This window comes from Pseudanabaena sp. FACHB-1998, assembly GCF_014696355.1.
GTDB lineage: Bacteria > Cyanobacteriota > Cyanobacteriia > Pseudanabaenales > Pseudanabaenaceae > Pseudanabaena.
In genome coordinates this window covers 237680-262137 of sequence record NZ_JACJQA010000027.1, presented here as the reverse complement: position 1 = coordinate 262137, position 24458 = coordinate 237680, and the positions used below count along the sequence as shown (strand labels likewise).

Annotated in this window: 20 protein-coding genes; 9 read left to right on the top strand and 11 right to left on the bottom strand. The window is 42.4% G+C overall.

What is annotated here, in order from left to right; genetic code table 11:
- The first annotated feature begins 36 nt into the window (after positions 1–36).
- Positions 37–477, top strand: a complete 441-nt coding sequence (locus tag H6F42_RS11440) for a SufE family protein (protein ID WP_190399475.1) — start codon at positions 37–39, stop codon at positions 475–477.
- 35 nt (positions 478–512) lie between these two features.
- Here H6F42_RS11440 and H6F42_RS11435 read toward each other — a convergent pair whose 3' ends face one another.
- The 11 genes from H6F42_RS11435 to H6F42_RS11385 form a co-directional block, all read right to left on the bottom strand.
- Positions 513–1619 carry an iron-containing alcohol dehydrogenase family protein gene (locus H6F42_RS11435; RefSeq protein ID WP_190399474.1) on the bottom strand — a complete coding sequence of 369 codons (1107 nt, stop codon included), beginning with the start codon at positions 1617–1619 and terminating at the stop codon, positions 513–515.
- A gap of 187 nt (positions 1620–1806) precedes the next feature.
- Entirely contained in the window at positions 1807–2070 is a 264-nt protein-coding gene (locus H6F42_RS11430; protein ID WP_190399473.1) for a type II toxin-antitoxin system RelE/ParE family toxin, read from the bottom strand.
- Positions 2063–2374 carry a hypothetical protein gene (locus H6F42_RS11425; protein ID WP_190399472.1) on the bottom strand — a complete coding sequence of 104 codons (312 nt, stop codon included), beginning with the start codon at positions 2372–2374 and terminating at the stop codon, positions 2063–2065. Before H6F42_RS11425 ends, H6F42_RS11430 begins: the two co-directional genes overlap by 8 nt.
- 140 nt (positions 2375–2514) lie before the next feature.
- The gene (locus H6F42_RS11420; RefSeq protein ID WP_190399471.1) at positions 2515–2784 is read right to left on the bottom strand and encodes a type II toxin-antitoxin system RelE/ParE family toxin; all 270 of its coding nucleotides are present in this window, start codon (positions 2782–2784) and stop codon (positions 2515–2517) included.
- A complete protein-coding gene (locus H6F42_RS11415) occupies positions 2777–3025 on the bottom strand; it encodes a type II toxin-antitoxin system Phd/YefM family antitoxin (RefSeq protein WP_190399470.1) in 249 nt (82 codons plus the stop codon). Before H6F42_RS11415 ends, H6F42_RS11420 begins: the two co-directional genes overlap by 8 nt.
- Positions 3026–3200: 175 nt before the next feature.
- Positions 3201–3455, bottom strand: a complete 255-nt coding sequence (locus H6F42_RS11410; RefSeq protein WP_190399469.1) for a hypothetical protein — start codon at positions 3453–3455, stop codon at positions 3201–3203.
- The gene (locus H6F42_RS11405) at positions 3452–3652 is read right to left on the bottom strand and encodes a hypothetical protein (RefSeq protein WP_190399468.1); all 201 of its coding nucleotides are present in this window, start codon (positions 3650–3652) and stop codon (positions 3452–3454) included. Before H6F42_RS11405 ends, H6F42_RS11410 begins: the two co-directional genes overlap by 4 nt.
- A 100-nt stretch (positions 3653–3752) precedes the next feature.
- A complete protein-coding gene (locus tag H6F42_RS11400) occupies positions 3753–4094 on the bottom strand; it encodes a XisI protein (protein WP_190399467.1) in 342 nt (113 codons plus the stop codon).
- On the bottom strand, positions 4082–4501 hold the full coding sequence (locus tag H6F42_RS11395) for a XisH family protein (protein ID WP_190399511.1): 420 nt from the start codon (positions 4499–4501) through the stop codon (positions 4082–4084). The genes H6F42_RS11400 and H6F42_RS11395 overlap by 13 nt, the downstream gene beginning before the upstream one ends.
- A gap of 94 nt (positions 4502–4595) precedes the next feature.
- Entirely contained in the window at positions 4596–6311 is a 1716-nt protein-coding gene (locus H6F42_RS11390) for a DUF4268 domain-containing protein (RefSeq protein ID WP_190399466.1), read from the bottom strand.
- A gap of 216 nt (positions 6312–6527) precedes the next feature.
- On the bottom strand, positions 6528–6746 hold the full coding sequence (locus H6F42_RS11385; RefSeq protein WP_190399465.1) for a DUF433 domain-containing protein: 219 nt from the start codon (positions 6744–6746) through the stop codon (positions 6528–6530).
- A gap of 315 nt (positions 6747–7061) precedes the next feature.
- Between H6F42_RS11385 and H6F42_RS11380 the strand changes: the two genes are divergently transcribed.
- The 8 genes from H6F42_RS11380 to hpsA all read left to right on the top strand — a co-directional run bounded on the left by H6F42_RS11380 (position 7062) and on the right by hpsA (position 24411).
- Positions 7062–7565 (top strand): N-acetyltransferase, encoded by a 504-nt coding sequence (locus tag H6F42_RS11380; RefSeq protein ID WP_190399464.1) that lies wholly within the window; start codon positions 7062–7064, stop codon positions 7563–7565.
- Between the two features lie 339 nt (positions 7566–7904).
- Positions 7905–8609 (top strand): hypothetical protein, encoded by a 705-nt coding sequence (locus tag H6F42_RS11375; protein WP_190399463.1) that lies wholly within the window; start codon positions 7905–7907, stop codon positions 8607–8609.
- A gap of 242 nt (positions 8610–8851) precedes the next feature.
- The gene (locus H6F42_RS11370; protein WP_190399462.1) at positions 8852–10687 is read left to right on the top strand and encodes an NAD(P)H-quinone oxidoreductase subunit F; all 1836 of its coding nucleotides are present in this window, start codon (positions 8852–8854) and stop codon (positions 10685–10687) included.
- A 47-nt stretch (positions 10688–10734) separates the two neighbouring features.
- Positions 10735–12273, top strand: a complete 1539-nt coding sequence (locus H6F42_RS11365; protein ID WP_190399461.1) for an NADH-quinone oxidoreductase subunit M — start codon at positions 10735–10737, stop codon at positions 12271–12273.
- Between the two features lie 86 nt (positions 12274–12359).
- Positions 12360–13676, top strand: a complete 1317-nt coding sequence (locus tag H6F42_RS11360) for a CO2 hydration protein (protein ID WP_190399460.1) — start codon at positions 12360–12362, stop codon at positions 13674–13676.
- Positions 13677–13762: 86 nt separating this feature from the next.
- Positions 13763–14218: a fasciclin domain-containing protein gene (locus H6F42_RS11355; RefSeq protein WP_190399459.1), complete on the top strand. Its 456-nt coding sequence runs from the start codon at positions 13763–13765 to the stop codon at positions 14216–14218.
- Between the two features lie 68 nt (positions 14219–14286).
- Positions 14287–14898: a hypothetical protein gene (locus H6F42_RS11350; protein WP_190399458.1), complete on the top strand. Its 612-nt coding sequence runs from the start codon at positions 14287–14289 to the stop codon at positions 14896–14898.
- Positions 14899–15039: 141 nt separating this feature from the next.
- The gene (gene hpsA / locus H6F42_RS11345) at positions 15040–24411 is read left to right on the top strand and encodes a hormogonium polysaccharide biosynthesis protein HpsA (protein WP_190399457.1); all 9372 of its coding nucleotides are present in this window, start codon (positions 15040–15042) and stop codon (positions 24409–24411) included.
- The last annotated feature ends 47 nt before the right edge of the window (positions 24412–24458 follow it).

The following is a 24458-nucleotide window of genomic DNA, read 5'->3' as shown; positions in this document are numbered from 1 at the left end:
AATCTTGAAAATAATCTCCAAATATTTCCAAAGCTAATGTCAAGCCCGACCCATTTACCTGAAGCCATCGATCGCATTGTCCAGCGATTTCAGAGGCTCTCCGATCCGAAGCTACGTTATGAGCAACTAATTTTGTACGGGAAGAAACTCGAAGCGTTTCCCGAAACCCTCAAAACCCCTGAAAACAGAGTACAGGGCTGTGTATCACAGGTATATGTGGTAGCGAAACTAGATACCAACGAGCGAGTTGTATTTGCAGGCGACTCGGATGCGTTGATTAGTAAAGGGTTTGTTGGTTTGCTATCGATCTGTATGGGCGGCTTAACCCAAAAGGAAGTTGAATTGCTCACGCCTGAATTTATTAAAGATACAGGTTTAGTCGCTAGCCTCACGCCATCTCGCGCCAATGGCTTTTATAACGTCTTCAAAAAAATGCAACAACAAGCGATCGAAATCGAATTACCCAGTGTTCGCTAAGCAACTAAAAAGCCTCGCTTCGCGAGGCTTTTTAGTTAAACGGTGGCGGCAATGGGACTAGTTGTGGAAACCATCGCCGCCAGAACTTGACTGGGGGAAACGGTGAAGGGTAAGCGGTGAATATCGGAATTTGGCTGACAGGCGATCGCCGCAATATGTTCTAATTCGGCGAGGGTGACTTGACTTAAGCCAAGATCGGCAAGATTTGTCGGTAAGCCAATCTCTTGATAAAACTTCAGCAATTGATGACGCGACGAGGCGGCGAGTTGATTGCCTTGAAATTCCTCTAAGCGGAGTTGCACCAAAATGCCATAGGCAACCTTTTCGCCATGTAATGTCCCGTGGGTTTGATGCAGATGAGTTAAAGCATTGTGAACCGCATGAGCCGCCACCGTGCGACAATTTGCGCCCCCGATACCACCGATCGCCCCCGCCAGACAGACCGACGCATCGACTACTTCGCGCCATGCTTGACTTTTAGGATTGGCGATCGCCTCAGCAGACTTTTGGAACAAAATATCACGCAGGATTCTTGCCTCTTGCACCGCCGCAATTACCATTGTTTTCTCGCTATTGCCACTGCTGACAGAGGACTCATACCACTTCGCGATCGCGTCGCCAATTCCTGACACAAGAGTGCGTTTAGGAGCCGTCGCAATTACGTCATAGTCCACAAACATCATGTCAGGACAGCGATCGAGGGTCACGTCATAGTCAAAGGCTCCCTGAGCATCATAGACATTGCTAAGGGCAGTCCATGCCGCACAGGTTGCGCCAGTGGTCGGCACGGTAACAATAGGTAACTGACATTGATGGGCGATTAATTTCGCCGTATCAAGGACTTTGCCGCCACCGACACCCACAATTACATGAGGATTTTCTTGCTGCACAAGACGACGCAACATGGCTAAATTTTCATCGCTACAATCAGCGATCGCTGGTGCATGGATAATTTCGCGATCGCTATTATGAAAATAGCTAGCTGTGACTTGATTGGCGGTTTCCCCAGCAATGACTAGAGCTTTATTCCCATAGCATGACAAATATTTCGGGAGTTGCGCTAAAATCCCGTTTCCCCGTAAAAGTTGGGCTGGTGCGATCGACAAGATCGGTAATGCTTCCACCGTAAGTGTGTCTGACATCAGGTTAAGACATGGTAAACATAATTCTTATTCTATCCTTTTGCCTTGGAATCTGCCAATTTTATAGCAGGGTATAAACTATTTTTGTAGGGATTCCTTTCACATTCTGTAAGAGCGTATTTGAGAAGTTTTCCTATCCCATAACCCGCGATCGCCTCTCAAAAAAAATCAACCAAATAGCTACCCGCTATATCTCATAAGCCTTACTACGGTGAGCAATCGCCACAACAAACACTTGCACTATTTTATCTTCGACTGAATAAATAATCCTATAATCGCCAATGCGATAGCGATAGAAATTTAAATATTCTCCCTTGAGCGATTTGATATTAGGGTGCGATCTCGGATCTTGTTCTAATTGTTGTAAGCATTTAGCAATCTTTTTCGCTAAAGCTTTATCTGCTTTAGCATAAACTTTCTGCGCATCAGGATGCAGTAAAATTTCATACATCAGAACGCACTGTTTTCCAATTTACATACTGACTTTTAGGAGTTGTTTGATTCTGTTTAATACGCTCTAATAGCCCTGAAATTGATAACAGCTCTTGAGTTGCGGCTTCGCTTTCGGCATTTGCCAAGAATGCTGCAAAATCTGCCACTACTTTCAATCTTTCTGGAGATAGGTGTTTAATTGATTCACTCAGTTGATTGTGTATTTCCGCTACTGGTATTGATTCACTCAGTTGATTGTGTATTTCCGCTACTGGTATCGTAGAGGACTTATCAATAACAGATCTATCGTTAAATGTGTTCATTTTGATTGCTAGAGCTACCTTAAGTATCTACAGTTTAGCATTTAGGAAAATAGAATCACTAATTGCTATCAAAAAGCGATCGCTCATCCATACCAAAAACAGCGATCACTCCATAGATGGGGTTATTTATCTCATAAATTCTATATCATTCTTTTTAGTTGTTTGTAGACTTCATCATCGTTCCGTTTATCAATTAATAAGATTTCTAGGGTTTGTTCTTCCACATAATAAACAATCCTATATTCACCAATATCGGCTCTGTGATAGGGATAACCTTTTAACCTTAGAGAATCTTGAGGATAAGGATTTGAGAGCAATTCGGTAATTTTGGTTGCGACTTGTTTGGCGTGCTTGTCTGGCAGTTTTTTTAAGCGTTTAGCAGCTTGTCGAGACAAGTTAATCTTAAGCATTTAAAATCTCTGATAATAAAGCCTCACTTTCTGGAATGCCTATAAAGCCTTCTTGTCTGGCTTGCTCTGCTTTTAGAGCCAAAAATTGATTTTCTAAATCTAAAAATCTTTCAAATTCTTCAATCGACATCATAATGGCAACACTACGCCCTTTTTTGGCTATTTGCACTGGTTCTCTACGAGCTAGGTCTAATAGTTCGCCAAAGCGGTTTTTAGCTTCCGATGCACCTAACGTTTTCATGGTAAAAGCCCCTAACATTGTTGTTAGCTATTATAACCATGTTAGCTATTTTAGCTATTATGGCTCTTTTTTGAAAATCAACTAAACAGCGATCGCCTATCCATCCCCCTAAACAGCGATCGCCCCTCAAAAAAAATCAACCAACCAGCGATCGCCTATCCATTGCCCAAAATCACTATTTCAATAATTTGTCATATTCAGCATGAGTACCTATCCAAATCCAGAGATAGCCTTCTTCAATTTGGGTAGCGATCACTCGATAATTAGAGCCAACTCTTACTGACCATACTTTACCAACTTTCTTAAACTGTAAGGATGGATGAGAAGGGTTGTCTTTGAGCAGTAGAAAATTTTTGTCGGCAAGGTCACGAATGTCGATAGGCAGATATTCATAACAGTTCCAAAAGCTAGATGCTGTTTTATGGTTCACAGATCAATTGCTTCTCCTGCTTGATGTTCAGCAAGTGCAGCATTGATTAAGAAGTCAAGTTTGCCAGAGTTAGAATCTGATTCAAGTTTTTTGTCCCAATTGGCTTGATCGAATTCAATAAACCATTCACGTAATTTTGCAAATGAGTCATAGTCAAGATCGGCGATCTGCTTTTCTAGTAGCTCTATTTTAGTCATAGGTTTTCGTGTTTACTTGCTATATATTAACAAGTTACTCACCTATCCGTTCTCAAAAAACAGTGATCGCCACTCTAAAAAACAAACAAACCAGCAATCTCTAGGCTACAGCAAACTCCGTTAACTTCCGAGTCTCAGGATCATGAAAAGCCAAAACAATATCACACTTAGGAATACCTTGCGCTAACAACTCATTAGCAATACCATCTTCAGTCCAATCATCCTCGATATAAACTTTCTCATTTTTAATACTAATATGAACATGAGTATTATTGATTCTCTTCTGATTAACCCAGTCTATCGACATCCATAGATAATGATCATGGACTTCATCAAAAATCAAGCAAGTTTGATATTTTTTTCTAGACGAGCGATTGGCAAGATGATCATGCTCAGTTAATATATTTTTAATGATTTGACGATAATTAGTTAACTTGTCCATTGCACTATCTCTTCCTTTTCTATATTTACAACAAGTAAAGCAAGTTGATTTAATTTGACTAGAACTTGAATTGATTTCCTTTGAAAGAAGGTGTTATAAACTTCATCTTTAATAGCTAAATAAATCTCCTCATATTCATCTTGTAATAGTCGGATTAGATCACGATAAATTATATACTGCCCTAAAGCTAACTCAAAATCCTTAACCAATGAAAGACTGATAAAGCTTTTAATTTCAATAATAATTTTACGTTGCCTTTGGGTTTCTGAAATAAATTTTTCCACAGCTAAGTCTGGATAAAGTTCAAGATCTTCATATTCCAGAGGGTAAGGATCACCTGTAATTGTCCAACCATCCTTAACTAAAGCATTTTTGATAGCTTGATGGTAAAGATCTTTTGCCATAATTTTTTATGTTTAGTTACTATGTATTAACAAATTGATCGCTTATTCATCCTCACAAACAGCAACTATCTCTCACCTTTTGCGAAATTAAGTTCTATCATTCATCATATTGATCAGTAAGTATTTGATTAAATTTAATAATTGAATCTATTGCCCATTCTTTTAGAGCTTCTAATTTTTCTGAATTACATTTAATAAATATTTTGGGTTTATAACATAATGATATTCTTGATGGATTTCCGTAGTCAATCCGTTCCCACATCATGGATTCATTTTCTGATATGCAACTCTGTTCTATTATTTGTCTTTTGTCATGAAGGTGGTCATATATTTTTTTGTTTTGCTCAGGACTATTTTTATCAATAAACAACTCTATTCTAAAACTTTCGTGGTGTTCATTAAATGAATAAGTTAAATTTCCGATGGGTTTTTTGTTTGTAGGAAAGGTTGTTACCGTTACATAACGACGACCATCTTGATAAGGAAACTTAACTCGGAATGGTGTTTCTTGTTCACTTAACTTTGACAGAAGTGATTGAAAAAACTCAGCATATTCGATTGCGTAAGGCTTGCGAACAAAAGTAACGGTTTCTTTTACTAGATTGACGTATAAAATATACCATCCTTTTTGAGTCCAAGGTTGAGACTCATTATTTGACCACCACGAACGATCTGCCCTTGCTCCTTGTGGAAGTTTAACCTCAATTAATTTTTCTATATGTTGAAAACTATAACTAATTTGATCGTTTTCACTTTGTTCTAATTTATCAACTAATAAGCTGTAGCGATTCTGAAGATTGTCCATTTTTTCTTCTACATTAACAATTTTACTTTCAGAGACTAGTTCTTCAGTCTGGAGTATATTGTTATCATTATCTTCTATAGTTTCTATAGTCTGATTGTCATGACTACTATAATAATCCAACATATTTTTAGGATTGGATGGATGATGCGCTAACCAATCCGAACAATAACGTAATTTTTTATAATCTTCTATGCCAATTTCTCTCCTAAAATGAAAAAAATCATTTCTTATTTCTCGTACAGTTACTAATAGCTTTTTAATAGCTTCTATTCCCAAATAATTAAAAGTCGTTGTACAATAATCAGCATTATCTTTAGATAGTAGTATTTCAATATAATCATTTAATGATAAATCATCTAACGATTTGCTTCGAGGATGACCAAAGTGTTTTTTGAAAACTTCATTGAGCAAATCATGGTATTCTTTATTGCTTTGATTTACTTGTATATTACTACTTTTATTAAAGTGCATTATTGCTTTATCAAGTTTGTTAAAATTCTGTTTGTTAACTATTCCGTCAATTTTTTCAGCTAAGTCCAATTCATCAATAGCACATCTAATATGTTCTTTCAAGGATGATTCAATATTATGAATAAGCAAAATGTTTTCAGCACGTTTGTAATAAAATCCTAGTAAATCATCTGTAGTTATTATTCCTATGGGTCTTTGTTTGTCCTTATTATCCAAAACAACTAAAAAACTATACTTTTGCACCTTATCAATTACATCAGATAAATCGTCCTCAGTTTTACAAGTTTCTTTGCATTTTTCTGTTGCATGAGATACTCTTATGCTATCAATATCTACATTGAATGTCTGTATAGCATTTAAAATTGAATGATGAGAAATTATTCCCATTAGTTTTTTGTCATCATCAACAACAGGAAGTTGGCTGTAATTGTTTTCTAGCATTTTTGATAGTGCATTTTTTGCCAGTTCATCATATTTAACTGTTATCAAAGATAATTCTTGGCGACTTTCTCTTAAATCTTGAACTGTAATAGCCATTGCAAAACTCCTTTAAATATCACTATCAATGTGTTAACAAATTAGGATAGGTCTTTAAGACCTATCCTAATAAATATACTAAACCAAAATCGGTAGTGTTTCACATTTGTTGGGGAGAAAATAACAGGCATATGCTATAAAAAATGCTGGTATGGGTTTGCCATTTTTATCAATTACCTAGTTCAACAAATATGACACACTACCAGAACCCTCATATTACGCCGCCACACTCAAAAAGCTCTTTCCTAACTCTTCTAAAAAATAAATAACCTGTTCTCTAGTTACAGTTGGAAAACCATCCAAAAAATCATCAATCGATTCGCCTGCCTTGAGATAATCTAAAAGGGTCTGCACAGGAACCCTAGTACTTACAAATACAGTCGTACCACCCATAACATCGGCAGATCTACTGATAAACTTCGAGTCTCTAAACATAAATTTGTGATATTTAGATATATTCGATATTCTAACAACTATCGATAGGCGATCGCCATACTCATAAACCTGTCAGCTATCAAGCGGTTTTATCTATGAAATGAATAGGCGATCGCCACATTCATAAACCTATCAAAATGAAATGTAACGCACTTTATCTAGTTAATGCTAAATGTTTGAGTGCGTTACGATACGCTAACGAATCCTACTTGAAGCCCAAAACTTGACTTTAAGCCTATATCCCCTATATTCAGATTAGACAGAAATTTTCTGTCTAATCCATAGTTAGCTGCCTAAAAATGGAGAGTAGCACAGGTGATTGAAACTTCAACTAGTAGGGATTACGAGGCGATCGCTGATTTGAATGTTGTAGCCTATACAGAATTCGCATCATATCTTCCATCAGGGGCTTGGGAAACCATGCAGAAGAACCTGCGAAACATTAAAGAAAGAGCAGAGGTGGCAGAGTTCATAATTTATCGTTCTGGTAACGACATCATCGGCTCTGTTGCTTATTGTCCTGCGGGTAAAGGAGATCCAGCAATTTTTAAACCCGATATAGCTTCGATCCTCTTGTTAGCGGTTCACCCTCAGCATCGAGGTAGGGGTATTGCTAAAGCCTTAACTCTAGAGTGCATTGCTAAGGCAAAAAATGATAAGGCAAGCTCCATTGGACTTTTCACAAGTGAACTGATGCAGTCTGCACAACGCCTCTATCAAAGCTTGGGGTTTCAGCAAGAGTCCGAGTTGCCCAAGCGCCACAATATTAGATACTTCCGATTTATTCTTCCATTAGCTTCTGATGGAGTCATTAGCTAACACCTGTTTGGAAGGAATCCTAGGCGATCGGCGATCGCATAGACTTCGTTAATGAAATGTAACTCACTTTATCTAAATACTAATGTTACGTGGAACCCTCACCCCCCCAGCCCCCTCTCCCATCAAGGGAGAAGGGGAGTAAGACAATTTCTTGTTCCCCTCTCCCCTTTTGGGAGAGGGGCTAGGGGTGAGGGTCTTGGAAACTTCCACGTAACATCAGTAAATCCTAAATGTTTGAGTGCGTTAAGCTACGCTAATTCACCTCATTATGGAACCAAAAGCTTCTTCGATCAGTCATAACATTAAAGTAGAACTCTATTGGCATCTTCAGAGGCATTTATGAGCGCTAAACGTCCAGCCAAGTTAGCAATTGTATCGTCGATAAGTATGGTACTAAGCCTAGCTATCACATCCCTAATCGCTAATCCTAGCGATGCGTCTTCCCGTTACCGATCGCAATTTTCGACTCAAATTGATAACTCCCAAAAACAGGTGCGGCGAGATCAAGTTGCACAAGTATTTCGCTCTACCTATAATTTGCCTGTTGGTCAGGCGATCGCTACAAAAATCAATCGCCAAGATACGCTTTACATTGCTAAGGGTGAAACGGTTAATGCGAGTCTCTTAGTTGCTCAAGATATCGCTACTCAAAATGGTGTGGTTTTAATTCCTGCGGGGGCAGTGGTCGAGGGGCAGTTTGTGCCAGTGGAGGGTGGTTCTAAGTTTGTCGCCCAAAAGTTTACCAGTCGGGGGGCAACGGTGAGACTGCAAGCGGAGTCGGCTTTGATTAATGACATGAAAGATCCTCGCGAAACCAATGCAGGTTCTATTTTGACGGATGCGGGTATTGGTGGAGCCGCAGGGGCGGTGCTTGGCGGTGTTTTACGCGGTAATGTACAGATTCTGGATGTGCTGGGTGGTGCGGCGGCGGCGGCGGTGATTGGGAATGTGACTGCGCCACAGGTGACGGTGATTGAGCCGAGCGCTGTAATTAATATAGTTACTCAGCAAACAATTTCCTTTGCCGTTCGGGACGATTACTAAAAAAAGGGAGTGCAAAGCACTCCTTTTTTATTTAATAAAGAGTTCGCCAAGAAAATCTGCTATGCAGATTTTCTTGGCGAACTCTTTATAGGGTGGGTTAATCCTCACAAATATTGTGATCTTGTAAAAATCTATAGTAACCATAGATTAAAAACGATGATTAGAACTATTTTCATTTAGAGACATCTTTGCAATAATCATAGAAAATTAATTATGGTTTTTCATAAGTAAATAGAGTTTATATGATAAATAACTGGCTGGACACGATCTGGCTGATCCCTTGCTATTCTCTGGCAGGAGCGATGCTATCGATCATCTGGTTTCCTAGTATTACCCGTAAAACAGGCCCTAGACCAGCAGGCTACATCAATATTTTGATGACCTTTATCTCCTTGATTCATGCGATCGCGGCTTTGACCGTAGCTTGGGGACAGCCAGCACGGGAGTTATCTTTTCCTTGGTTAGCGGTCGGTGGTCTCAACTTCACCCTTGACTTACAAATTAACCCACTTACCGTCGGTGCGATCGTGGTCATTGCTGCGATTAACCTGCTCGCTCAGATTTATGCAGTGGGCTATATGGAAATGGATTGGGGCTGGGGTAGATTCTTTGCACTTTTAGCCCTATTTGAAGCTGGTTTATGCGCTTTGGTCTTGTGCGATTCCCTCTTCTTTAGCTATGTCATTCTTGAGGTTCTGACCCTCGGCACTTATCTTTTAGTGGGTATTTGGTACAACCAATCCCTTGTAGTCACAGGGGCGAGAGACGCTTTTCTCACCAAGCGAGTTGGCGACTTATTCCTATTAATGGGTGTAGTTGGCTTGCTACCCCTTACAGGAACTTGGAATTTTAGCGAACTTGCTGTATGGGCAAATAATGCAGAAGTTAATCCTACGGCGATCACCTTGGTGACCTTAGCCTTGATCGTTGGACCAATGGGCAAATGCGCTCAGTTTCCTTTGCATCTCTGGTTAGACGAAGCGATGGAGGGACCCTTGCCTAGTACAGTTTTGCGTAATTCCGTAGTGGTGGCAACAGGTGCTTGGGTACTGATCAAGCTCTATCCCCTGCTGGCTTTGTCGGATATTGCCCAACAGGTAGTAATTGCCATCGGTGCAGCGACCGCTTTAGGAACCACCCTTATTTCCATTGGTCAAATTGATGTCAAGCGATCGCTGTCCTATCTCACCAGTGCCTATATGGGACTGATCTTTATTGCCGTGGGTGTGGGTGAAATCCAAGGCGCTTATCTGTTGATTTTGGCTCATGCCCTAGCGATCGCTCTGTTATTGATGGCAGTCGGTAGCATTATTTCTAATAACATTAGCCAAGACCTCACCTTACTAGGCGGGCTATGGAAGCGTCGTCCTATTTCGGGATTGTGCTTTTTAGTTGGGATGGCGGGATTGGTTGCCTTGCCGCCTTTTGGTGGATTCTGGGCGATGGTCGATTTTATTACCTACCTCTGGGAAAATCATCCCGCCCTAGCACAACTTCTACTCGTAATTAATGGCTTGATGGCTTTCAGTGTGATGCGAGTATTTGGTCTAATTTGGGGTGGTAAGCCTAAGCAGATGACCGAACGCTCCGTAGAACCACTATGGCTGATTGTCATGCCGATGACCATCCTTGCGGGTTTAGTTCTACATACGCCCCAGTTGCTCAACCTGTTTGGACTGATCGAAGATTGGTCAATATTACTCAGCACCGATGCCCTCCTACTTTCCGCTTCTAGTCTATTAGGACTAAGTGCAGGCGCTTATCTGTATCTGAATAATCAGGTTGCCAAACCCATTCAACTACCTTGGATGGGAATGCAGAGCTTCTTTGCCAATGACTTTTATACACCGAAGCTCTACAAAGTCACGATTGTGGGCTTAGTGGATAATATCTCGAAAGGGATGTACTGGTTCGATCGCTTCTTTGTCGATGGCGTTGGCAACTTCTTTGGACTAGCAACTCTATTTAGTGGTCAAAACTTGCGATATAGCACCTTTGGTCAGCTTCAACTCTATACCCTGACAATCATTGTCGGTATTGGCATTTTGTTGCTTTTGCTATTCAATCGCACCCTTTAAATTTGAAATTTAAATTTGGACTTCCTAAACTCTAATTGGATATACCTATGCTTAGTGCCTTAATCTGGTTGCCCGTTATTGGAGCTTTGGCGATCGCCTTGCTACCAAAAACTCTCGCAAACAAAGGATCAGCGATCGTTACGTCAGCAATCCTGATTCTTGATTTTCTGCTGTTGCGTCAATTTGACATCGGCAATTCCGCATTTCAATTATCCGAAAATTTACCTTGGCTAGAAAACCTTGGTTTGAACTATAGCCTTGGGGTAGATGGTCTATCCCTACCTCTAGTGGTTCTCAATGGCTTGATCACTTGGTTAGTAATTTGTTTTTGTGAAAAACAGATTACTGAACGCAAGCAACTCTTCGATGTCTTAATGCTGCTCATCCATGCAGGTATCAGTGGCGCAATTCTCTCCACTAATACCCTCTTATTTGTCCTTTTTTACGAATTAGAACTAATTCCCCTCTATTTGGTAATTGCAGTTTGGGGAGGAGCGCAACGCAGTTATGCGGCGATGAAATTCCTCATCTTTACCGCGATTTCGGGGATTTTAATCTTAGTTGGCTTCCTTGCTTTAGGCTGGCTGACCGCAAATCCCACTCCTGTATTTGACTACTCCGCCCTTCGTGAAATTTCTTTGCCTATAGAAGTCCAACTGACTCTATTGTTGGTTTTACTCCTTGGCTTCACGATTAAAGCGCCCTTTGTGCCTTTCCATACTTGGTTGCCCGATGCCTATGTCGAATCCACTACCCCTACAGTGATGATGCTCGGCGGGATTGTCGCGAAGCTAGGAACCTATGGACTTTTCCGCTTCTGTGTGGGACTGTTTCCCGATGCATGGACACTGATCTCTCCCTATGTGGCAATTTGGGCGGGACTTGGCGTACTTTACGGATCAATGACCGCGATCGCCCAAAAGGACATCAAGCGCATGGTCGCCTATAGCTCCATTGGACATATGAGCTATATTTTGCTAGCGGCGGCGGCGGCTACACCCTTAAGCCTCGTTGGAGGCATCGGTCAAATGGTCAGTCACGGGCTTGTGCTTGCGCTCCTATTCTATTTAGTAGGTGTGATCGAAGAAAAGGTTGGCACAAGAGATCTCGATGTCTTGAATGGCTTACTTAATCCTTTGCGGGGCTTACCAACTACGGCGGCTCTCTTGATCCTTGGTGGAATGGCAAGCGCAGGTATTCCCGGACTCGTGGGCTTCATCGCAGAATTTCTAGTTTTCCAAGGCAGTTTTACCAAATTCCCAATTCCCACAATCCTTTCGATTATTGGGACAGGACTAACGGCTGTTTACTTTGTAATTCTGCTTAATCGGACATGTTTCGGCAAGTTAGACAACAACACAGCCTACTATCCCAAAGTCAGTGGTTGGGAACAGTTGCCAGCGCTAGTTTTAACTGCCCTAATTGTCTTTTTAGGAGTTCAGCCCGTCTGGTTAATTAAATGGAGTGAAAAAGCATCTATCCAAATCGCCGATCGCATTCCTGCTGAAACCGTTTTAGCTAAGCAAAATCTCCAATCCTTGAACTACGAAAAAGTTTCTCTAGCCTTTAGTCGAGAACCTGAGTAAACAAGGGGCTTAAGCCCCTTTATCTCAGAGACTTTTCCATAATTCTATAAAAACAAAAATAATAATAAAAACAAGAGAAACAAACTATGCCATCGACCTTAATCGAACCTGCGACCAAATTGCCGCCCTCCACGCATCCCTATGCAGATGTAATCCATCGCCTAGAAGCTGGTGGCTCCATGCTACCTGATACGCCCGAAAACTTGATGCAGATTATCGGACTTTACAAAGCCTATGCAGTGCCGATGGACTTCTACTGGCGGGATCTGCTATACATAGCCGAGCAAGTATTTTTAGAACCTCTCCCTGCTTTTAAGTACTTCCCTACTCAAGAATATTGGGATGTCCCCAATCACTATGCAGGTGATGAAGCCGATCTTCGTATCTGGAGAGGCTATGCCACCGCCCATAAGGAACTCCTAGAGTTTATGGATAAGGGAGAATTAAAGGCGAAAATTCCTAAAATTTTCCATCATCTCTATCACGATCGCATTAACATGGAATTTGCCGAAGAATGTATGCGTGCAATGCTTTGGCATCGTGGCATGGGCGGCGAACTGGAGCCTTACATGGACTCTGAAGAATATCGCCAAAATGCCGATCGCGCCATCAAAGCTTTCTTCAAAAATAATCCCGTGATGTTGGGACTTTATAAGCTTTTTCCTGAGATGTTTTTAGAGCAGTGTCGTCAATCGACCATGACTTCCGTATTAGGACTATTTTGGGAAGTCATGGCTCCTGTCTTCTTTGAAATGTCTGATATTTATGATGAAGGCGGCTTTAAGGGTGTACCCGATGCTATGGACTTCTTAGTAAATGGGATCTTTGCGATCGCGGGTCGTCCAATTTATCATCGTGTCAATATTGGCGGCGAATGGTTGGATATTGTGCCGAAATCTAAGGGCTTTACTTGGCTATACGAAGCCGCTTTTCCCTATGTCGAAGCGGTCTTTTATCGCACATCTCCCTTCCGTGGTACAAAGTCCTACAATGCTCAAGCCCATGAAGTTCCCACTGATCAAAATGATTTCCACTTCGGGATTTTATATGCGGACAAATTCCCCGTTGGTTCCGCAGGGATTCCGCCAACTTTACTGCATCAAGATATGTACCATTTCTTGCCGCAATACTTGATCGACTATTACAAGCAATTCTGTCGTGGCGAAGATGACATGTTGATTCAATTAGCCGTCAGTTTTCAGCGATCGATGTATAACGTCACCTCGGCAGTAATTCAGGCAGGACGTGCTGCTCTGCTCTATCCCTTAGATGATCCTAATCCGAAGCATCTGTTAGCAAATCGTCACTATTTCGAGGGTCAGCTAAATCGTTTCTGCAATCCCAAATATGGCATGGACAAGGCTGCTAAACTCGCCATGATTCAAAGCCAAGATTATCGTTAGATTACCGAATATATGAACAAGGGGCTTAAGCCCCTTGTTCATATATTCTTATTCATAAAAAATTATTTAATTCCCTAAAAAATTCTATGCCTACAATTGTTGATATTGCTGTTAATAACGAAGGATTCTCTACCTTAGTTACAGCCGTAACTGCGGCAAGTCTGGTAGAAGCCTTGCAAAGCCCTGGTCCTTTTACCGTCTTTGCGCCCAATGATCCTGCCTTCGCGAAACTCCCTGCTGGCACAATTACCACCCTAGTTCAGAATATTCCCCAACTCTCTCGCATTCTCACTTACCATGTCGTAGCGGGAAAATATAAAAGAGAAGATTTAATTGGAGTAAAATCTTTAACTTCTCTAGAAGGTTCGCAAATCGATCTGGATATTTCCGATGAAGCCTTTGAAGCTAATAATGCCACGGTTATTGCCGCCGACATTGAAGCAGACAATGGCATTATCCATGTAATTGATACAGTCATGTTGATGCGACCCCATTGGGTGTACCCGATTTTAGAATCAGGACAGGTTGGTATTAAAGCTTAAAAAAAGCACGCCCTAGGCGTGCTTTTTTTAAGCTTTAATTACTTATGTAATGTACTCGGTGGTAATTTATGGCGCTCAAAATTGGCAAATTAGAGCTTGGCTATCGGTTGCTCATCTCCCTTACTGGGATTGCGATCGCCTATGGGTGGTTAGGTGCGTATTTATGCTCATTACTACGCTATGGCAATTACCTTAACTCAGGGCTAATCTTTGGCTTAGCCGTAGGTGCGGCTGTGGCGATCCCTGCGAGTTTGGGCGGCTTGTTAGCCGCGATCGCCGCCATTGCTATTGTCTATTGGAAAGCTCAGCTTACGGCGAGTATCATTACTGCGATCGCCTGTTTAATAATATATGTAATAGGTTTTCAGGATGTACGCTACGAGCCTGAAACCGACAAAAAACTCAGTATTCTCGAAATTATTGCCACCCTAATTACTATTACTTTTACCGCCATCGTCTCTTTCCTAGTTTTGCAACCCCCTTCTAGCTGGCTAACCTATGCTGCCATTGGCGCGATCGCAGGGTCAATTACCTTAGTGGGTAAGCAACTTCTCTACACTGACCTACCAAAAAAAACGATCTGGGGACTTTTGGGCATAGTTGCATTTAGCAGTTTAGCGATCGGGCTAGCAGTGAGAGCCATCCTGTACCTCGTCACCCGCCCCACTGAATTGTTCTAGCTACTAAATTAGGGGATGCAGCACGAAGCGCCACATCCCCTAATTTAGTTATGGCGACGGCTATAAAATTAAATTCCTTAATTTTGTCGTTAATTTTGGGTCTGTCTTGGGTAGTATATTGCAGTCAGGTTGGTAAAAGTTATGTCTGATTCCAAGCAAAGCCGTAAAATTAATCGCTTTTTTGCCGAATTTATCGCCAAGTTAAGAAAATGGCTAAATGCGATCGGTAGTCCTATTCGCATTAGTCGGCGTTTTGTACGGCAATTATTAGGAGCTTCACGGGGGCAACGCAAAGCGATCGGCAAAGCAGCAGGCTTTGTACTACCAACCGTTACCTTAGTGACTCTCGTGGTCACCTTGCTCGTAGTGACAACCGTAGCCAGATCCTCAGAGAGGGCTAAAACTGCGGCAAATGCTCGTGTAGAGCAGGTCTTTAGAAGCGCCGCAACTCCCGTAGTCGATCGCGCCCGTTCCAAAATTGATGCATTATTAAATGACGGTAAATTAGGTCGCGCCACACCACCTGAAATTACCTTAGACAGCGTTATCACCAACGATACTGGTAAATATACTTTCCCTGATGAGACTCGTTTACAAATTGTTTACGATTTTCGCGATCCTACTTCTACCACTTCAAAGCCTGATAATAAAATTAATACCAGTGACTCTAAAATCGAAAATAGAGAATATGTGTCGAGTGCTTGGAAGTTTCCAGTAGATACAGATAATAATGGTCTATTTGATTCCTATGGCATTTATAGTATTCTCTTCCGTGCACGCCCTCCATCTATCCTTGATCGCCCGATTGTGCCCATTGAATCTCGTACTCTACCGATGGATGAAACGACGCTTTCGGGAGCATGTGTATCTACTGGAGGTGTCTCGAATATTGCGGGGGATGGTGGATGGACTCTATCTAGTGATAATCGTTTAAAGAAAGCATTTTTTGTCTATGCCGTAACTGTCCCTATTACAGATACCGCTAGCTATCCGACCAATGCTAGTAATAACCAATTAGACAAATATGAACTATACAAAGGTGTAACTTCTATTAGTGCGATTGAGTTACAACAAGACCGTGCTCGTTCTCCTCAAAACAACAATGCTGTATTTTTTGAAGGAGATACAGAACTGGTAAACATTGCCACTTTTCGACTCAATGGTAGGGTCTATAGTGCTGGTAACTTAATGGTTGGGGCAGGAAAGAATAGATCTCTAAATATTGGTAGCCCGATAACTTTCTATCAAGTTAGTAGCTCGGGGGGATCTATAGATTCTCCTCCTGGAAAGACCTCCGACTCTCGATTGTTTGGTTCTTGTTATTACTTAAAAAAGAATAGTGAAATTGTAGTTGCTGGTAATGTTGTAGAAGGCGATGCAGTTGCTGATAACACAAGTTTGCTCTCAGAAGACTCTGACTCCTTTGATCTGAATAATTTGTCTAATGCAAGTAATCTAACCGCAGCCGTTGTCAAAGTACATTTGTTCCAAGGTGCAGGTTCTCCACCTGATACAGTCACGGGCGGGACAAAACTCATCACCGATTCGGCGATTCGGGCTAACTCTACGGTAAGTGTTGATAGTACCGTGGCTAAGAATAAGAGTTCTGATTTAGCCCTCAATGATTTTGAATATAACCGTCGCATTGGCGTACTTGTTGAGGCTGCGATCGCCCGTAGTACGGTCACGATTCCGAGCACAATTACCGCAACTTTTAACACCAGTAATCTTGCCTACAGTCCCTCCAGTAACAGTGATCCTCTGTCTGTTCAACAGGATCTTGTCAAGCGGATTCAAGAAGAAGCTCTCTCTCAAGCAGAGGTCAATACTGCTAGACGGGCTGCCTTTACTGCCTACTTTGGCGAAAGAGTTCGTAAGGTCTCATTCCGTGATGTTGCTTTTGGAGCCAATCCGAGCCTACCTACAACCTTACTTACGCCAATTCCAGTCCCTGGTCAACCCTCCGACTTATCCCCAATTGTCGAATGGACTTTGCCAAACTATGATAATGATAACTTTGGGAAATCAGTAGGAAGTTTTAGCCTGACTACAGGAGCAGGGTTTGATGGCAAAGGGGGGCTTAAAGATACTATTACTACTAATGTCGGCAGTACGACTACCAGCGTAAATGGCATCACTCTCTTAACTACTGGTTCATCTACCAATAGAACCTTAAATCTATCGGCAGTCGATCCTGATATTGTTGCAACTGATAATGAAATTCTCTTAGGAGATCGCGTACTGGTTGGTAATAGTTTTCCCGCGAAATGGTTGAGATTTAATGCCAGCAATAACCGATTAGAATTTGTTAGTGGAACATCGCGAAATCGAATTTCCACTGACCCTTCAGCTTTAGTATTTTGGAACGATAAAACTACTCCTGCTAATCCGAGTACAGTTGAACGGTATCGTTTCAGTCAATCTACGCCATTGAGTAATTTAGGCGTTACTGATCGCGGTGGATTCTGGGAAATTGCTGCTGCTGCCTATTCTACTTCCGCCGCCGATCCTTTTACCGCAGGCGCTAACGTTTCTACACTTTCGCCTAGGTCGGGAGGTTTACGTGTCGTCACCAATGCTGGTATTTACAGCCGCCGCTCAGCCGATACATTCTTGCCTAACTTCCGCACAGGTATTTCTGACAATATCTCCACTACTGGTTTTGATGAATCAAGTGCGCCTCTGTGGAATGGAGAACCCATTGATAATCCCATTACTTCTATCGATGAGACAAACTTTGCCGCACCAAGTGACAATACCAGTGACGATCGCGGTAAAGCTTCGCGCAACTATATCGTCTGGCAAGACTCCATGCCCATGACTAGTGGCAACTCGCTCGACACTCGCAAAGGCGACCTGCAAATGCGAGCCTCGGCAATTTATCACTACAAATACGATGCTTACAACGCGATTACAACCCCTACTGATTACCAAGTCCCGATCGCCTGTGTAAGTAGCTATTACGACCCATCAACTCCCGCCACAGCCAAGAATTCAACCACTTTCACAAAACCAGATAATACAACATACACCTTACCTTGGAACACTGCCGCAGGTGGGCGATCTAATAACGGGATTGTGTATCAAGTTGGCTTAACTGCTAAGAATCTGACTACTTCTAATTTTTCAGGTAAATATAGTACATCTACAGGGCTATTCACTATCTCTGATGACACTGCGAGAAACCCTAGGAGTAGTGCTACTTATGAAAATAGGCTTCTCTACCAAGCCAATCTCATGTTCCCCAATGGTAGATTTGCCAATGAGTCTCTCCGTAATGTATTAATTAAACTTAGTGCTACCCCCAACGCCAATCTAACCTTACCTCAACAGTCTACCCTCGATTCCAACCTGTGTGCCTTGCAAATCCTTGATGGAACTATCAATGTTGCCAATAGTTCTTCTACCTCTGCAACCATCACCGTAGCTACCCCCGCAGGTGTTACTGTTACAGGCGTAACCTCGGCACAAATCCCTCACGGAGCTTTTAGAGAGAGTGCTTTCCTTGATGGTAGAGAAGTTAAATCCCTTAATCGCAATGAGTCTTTATTTGAAGCTGGTGTTGGCAACAATACGCGGGGTACAACTGCTGCTACTAATGGTTTACCCGTCGTCACTAAAAATCGAGGTGACATCTATGATCTAGAGCTAGAGCAACGCCAGCCTCTTGAAATTCGTGCTACGGACATTGATATGGATCGTCTGCGCGGCTCTCAGATTAAGGGCGGCAATAATCCCGGTATTGCTACTGATTATCTACTGCCCTACAGCAGCATTGTTTATGCAACCCGCGAAGATGCTTTAGCCGATCTGAGCTACTACAACCAGATTGTTGAAGTTCCTGATCCTGCACCTCTTGCACCTCCAAACCAGAAAATTTATGTATGTACCTCCTCCAGCAGTACTAATACTGGGCTTGCTATTGGCTTTCCTTGCTCAACTAGCGATCAAGTTCTTCAAAACCTTAGCTCTACAGATTTTCTCCTTGATGCTACTCGAAAACCTAGTGCCATTCGTCTAGTTAATGGTATCCGACTATGGCGTAGTGCTTTAAATACGCTCACATCAACCCAAGCTAATACAATTGATGGTTCTGTCGCTTTTTCTGATACTAATTACGCTAATACGGCTTATAAATGGACAGAAGAAACTAAAGGAGAGAAGGGTTTAACGCTTGTTTCTAACTTGCCTGTATATGTTAGAGCGCAATATGCTCCTGGTGTTGCCTTTACATCTACTCCCACTAACGAAACTAACCCCACTATCCCTGGATTTAACAAACATACCAAACAGGAATTTACACTACTTCTCAAAGAAGATACTGCTGATATTAATGGTATATGGAGTAATTTCTATAAACGTCACGCTGACAATGGACCTAATGACAAGCTTGATGGAAATTTTGCCTGTCGTCCTGCTCAGACAACAGGTTGTGTAACTGGCGATCAATGGCGACCTACAACAGTTTTGGCGGATGCGGTAACTGTTCTATCTGCTAATTTTAGAGATGGCTATCGCACCGATGGTGACTATGATATTCGCAATAACTCTAATACTTCTACTAGCATTAACTGGCAATCTCAGCTTAATCCGACTTTGCCAGATCTGTTTGATGCGACTAAGCGAGAACCAAGAAAAGACAGTAGTTATGTATTGGAGCGCCGTCGCTTTGGCTTCTTAAATAATAACTTTGTCACTAGTAGTCCTTGGCTCAACCGTCTCAACTCGGATGGACAAACAGGTACTACCTCTAATACTTGGCCAGCCGCTACTAATAGTACGATTCCTGTTAATGGTAATCTTGCTAGCTACAATGCGAATGGTGTAACACCAATTCAGCGTCGGATTAGCTTTAGTGAATATGGGATGGAACTCTGTAGCAAGATTCCTGCGAGTGAATGTACTTTCTCGGATTGGGTTAAGGCTGGTGCTGGTACAACTACTTTACCTGAATTAACTACAGGGCTTACTGGTACTACTCCTATAGGCGCTCCTCGTTATATTTCACCTGATAATTCTCGATTTGCACGTCGCCTATCCTTCTTGAGATTTGATGATATCTACAAAGATGGTAATCAGCAGCTTATTTTTGCCGCTAGTTGCGCTAATCCAACTTCTAATATTGCTGCTGTGGTATATCCTATTGCTTTAGGTGTAGAACAAGGCAACGATGCTACTACTGGCTTCACCTATCCCCATGTATTTGGCAATTTAAACACTCCTTTTGATTTGTCGAATACTAGCGATAATAGAGGTAATAATACTAATAGCAGTTTCGGTACAGTTCCCTGCCCCGAAAGAGGAGTCACAATTGAAATAACGGGTGACAATGATACCGCAGAGGGTCGCCGTCGTGACTTCAATGGTCTGGCATCTCCCGGAGTCGCTTCTCTTGGTAGTTTGGAGACTCTGCTTAGTTCTTCTAATATCTTACCCACACCTGAAACTGCTTGGGTGGCAACGGGAGCAGGGGCTGGCAATAACAATGGTGCAACTGCTGTTGTCATTCCTGCTACTGGCTTTGTTACTAACAGTAACGATAATAATAGTGGTCAAGCGATCGCGGGTGAAAGGAATCGCAGTACAAACAATGCTGTGTATAGAAGATTTAACTTTGATCTCAGGCTTAACAACAGAGCGCTCCTAGGCACTAATGATGTCGTCAGGGTAAAAGTAACCCTATCTCCTCGGACTGACACAGGTGCTTTTGCAGGTAAAGTGGGTGATGAGTTCTCCCGTATTGATGGTACAACCTCCTCATTTACCTTTACCTCTACGTCTGGTGGTGTTCTCACTTCTACTTCTTCTACCGCTAGCTTTAGTGATGGAGAGTCGGTAATTTTATCGACTACAGGGACATTACCTACAGGCTTAGAGACAAGTACAACCTACTACATTAAAAAACTATCGGGTTCAACCATAGAACTCTACACCACCCCAGATTTAGCTAATGCTAATAAGGTTATCCCAACTTCTACAGGTTCAGGAACGCAGACAGTTTCGGCAATTCCCTCTGACTTTTTGAGTGGAATTTACAATGGTGGGGCTAATCCCATCACGTTGACGACTAAAAATGGATTGCAGACCGCGATCGCGAGGGGTTCTCTCTACCCAAGACTAGGTGTAGGAGCAGTTAGCGCCCAAACCGTTGATCCTGAGGATTCTACCTGTCCTACATCTCCTAATAACTTATATTGCACTGTAGTTTCATGGAAAGGCTCTTCTGATACTACTGGTACTAATGGTGACCCTGACACAAAAATTCTTTCGGTCTTGGTTGTTCGCGATAGTTTTTCTGAAAGCGCAGATGAAGAGTTCCGATTGAGCTTGGATAATATTAAAGGACCCTCTAATGCTAGTTATATAGCTGGTACTCCCGGAAATAATGGTACTGGTGGAACTAACGGTTCCATCCGTCGTGGACGCATTCGTACTGACAATCAGACTACCGCTTGTCTCGTATCATTCAACTTTACGAATAACGATGACAACGCCACCTCTCCTTGTACTACGCCTACCCCCACACCTACTCCTACACCTACAACTACACCTACCCCCACACCTTCACCTTCGCCCACACCTATACAAGGCGGTGGGGAAGGTTCCTTATTCTCTCCAGTATTTGCAAAACTTCAGACCACCTCTTCAGTAATGCCTTTCTCGATGATGGCTCCTGCTGCGGCTTATCCTTTCCCCCATGCTTCAGGTGATATTTTCTTCCGTCCATTTAATCCACCGTCTAACACAGAAAGCTCAGGTACAAATGGCGGACGTTATGTATGGGGTGACGATATTAATGGAAATCAGAGCTTAGACTCCCCTACGGAAAGAACGGACATCTTCCCCAATATTCCGCCTCGTCCTGCCGCAGGTGGTGAAATTCCGATGTTGCCTGGTAACTTCACCAGACCAATTAGTAACTCCGATGATCCTGCGGCTGATACCACCAAGCAAATGACAAGAACTAGACCAACTAGGGTGAGTAGGACGTTATGGTATCGCACATCTGCTTCGAGTAATGACTTCCCAGGAGAGACTGTATCTGTTCGTCATCAAAGTGATAGAAACTTATTTATTAATAATCTTAGCTTCCCCTTCATTGGTGCTGGTGATACAGGAACCTTGAGAGCCAATCTCAATAGCAAGGGTTCGTTGATTTTACCGCCGACTCCTTGTATGGATTTGACGACTGGTCGGGTAGACGATCGCTGTATTTCTAAAAAATATACCTTTGGCAATGCCTTTGCCGATGGCGAATCGAATGCCAGCGTCCCAACTTTGCTCAATCTCAACCTTCCTTACAATCCTCATTACCCTTCAGACAATACCGCTCTAGCAGGTGCAGGATCAGGCTTTGGGGTACAGAGTACAACGGAACCCGCGACTAGCTTTGTCGTTTGTGGTGGTACGGGCAGAACCAGAAAGTATCAAGCGATCGAGCGATCGGTTCTTGGTAAAACTGATATTTCAGGTGGTAGTTGCGCTCAGGGCGATGGAACTCCCGGTCGAGCAATTCGTAATTTTGTAGGTAGGATAGCCACAACGACAACCACAGCTACTGGTAGTCAAAAAAAGGATACAGTCTCCTTATCAGGTGGTAGTGGCTTACTAAGTCTCAACCTCTTACCTGGAAATGCTGCTTTTGTAGGATTGCAGCCCGACTTTACCAAAAAAGCCGATGGCACTGGCACGAGGGATCTAGGTACAGGGACATCTCCTAATACTAGTACGATTGATTTATCGTTGAGAGCAATTAATACTTTTGCCGACAATAGAGTCCACGTATTTAACCTCAATAATATTGGCATCCTTGATGGTGGCACTCGCGAATTGACAGGCAAGATTACCTTTAGAGCTAATTGTGTTAATCCTGACTCAACAGCCGCAGAAAGCACATGTACAGCAACAAGTTTAAGACGTGGCCCTAGTCCTGTATTTATATTGAGAGGAGATTTCCAAGAAAGTATTAACTTTAAGGGCTTGCAAGTTAGTTTAGATGGAGTCGATCCCAATAACATCTTCTGGGTATCATCGCGCACTCAAAGTCGATTAGATATTAAGACCAGTAGCGGTAAGTTCCTACTCGTTCCCGGGAATGGTAAAGATCCCCGAATAGCTTACGGTCAGCGTCTTATTTTTTCTAATAAGACTAATCCAGTTCCCGCTCCCTTAAGCGCGAATACTACTTATTACGTTCTTTACAATAACGGCAGCAATGGGAATTCTTCTAGGTTTGGAGTTTCGTTATTAAAGCCACCTCAACCTGAAGTTGACTGTTCACCACCCACCCCTGCTAGTGGTTGTCCTGCTGAGATTACGAATATCACAGGCGGTCAAGATTTTGCACTAGCAGCAGAGCCTAGTTTTATTTTTGAGGGTTCTCAAGGTAATCCTAATATTCTGACTGGCAACTTCTTCGGTAATACTAGCGATGCTACCAGTACGCCATCAGAAGACAATACTTCGGTAATGCAAGTAAGAAATAAGTTTTCTTCGTTTAGAGGCGTGCGTTTCCTTGGTCTATGGGGCGATGCTGCAAAGATCAATAATGAAACTCTCTTTGTGGCGATGACCTCGGTTGATCAGCCTGATCTGCTGCCCGTATTGCAGATTAATGTACCTAAAGCCACTGATGCCTCCGAAGATATTTCTCAGCCTGCTCCTCCCTCAGTTTTTGGAGGGATTAATGGTAACCCAGCGATCGATGATTCTACGGCTCGATGGACAATTCGCCCCGTTAGAACTGAAGTAAATGTCTACTTTGTAGCAGGTACGACACCTTCTAGAAATGGAGTTCCCTATAAGACTTCAAGCACGATTTGGGTTGATGGTTCTGGTAGTGCTAGCGACACTCCTATATCCACTGGTGAAACAGGTGGTGGACTAGCAAACTTTATCCGCTTACTAGAAAACTGGGATGACGTTCCTCTGAAGATTTCTGGTGGTTTTATTCAAAATACCAAGAGCAAATTTGCCACAGCTCCCTACTCACCGACAGCACCTATTAACTACGGCACATCAGCGGTTGCCGACTCGCTGACCGTATTCTTAAATCCTGCGATTCCAGCTACGTCTGGACAATCTAACGGTCGCAATGTTAGTGGATTTAACCTGCAATATATGTCTGTAACTGTTAATCGTCTTCCCTATTACTCACCACCAATTCGTTTGTGGGGATTTGATGTGGGCTTGTTAACGCAGCAACCCGACTTATTTGCAGAGCGCTTTGCGTCACCGATCGCTGGGGCTAATGAATACTTCCGAGAAGTTAATGCTGATGACCCTTGGATTACAACCCTGCTCTGTGCTTTGGAACCAAGTGATCCGACGGCTACTAATGCTAGCACTGCGTTGATTAATCCCACCCTGAGGCAAAGTTTAGGTACAGAACCTACCAACTATGTAAGACGTGCTTTGCGTGGTGGTGACCTGCGTAGTGATTGTAAAAAGACTATCTATGGTGGTGATGGCACTACTACTAGCAACACGGTTCCTAGCTCTATTTATCAGTAAATAAATTTATGATTTGCTTTACCAAAGGTAAAGCAAATCATAAATTT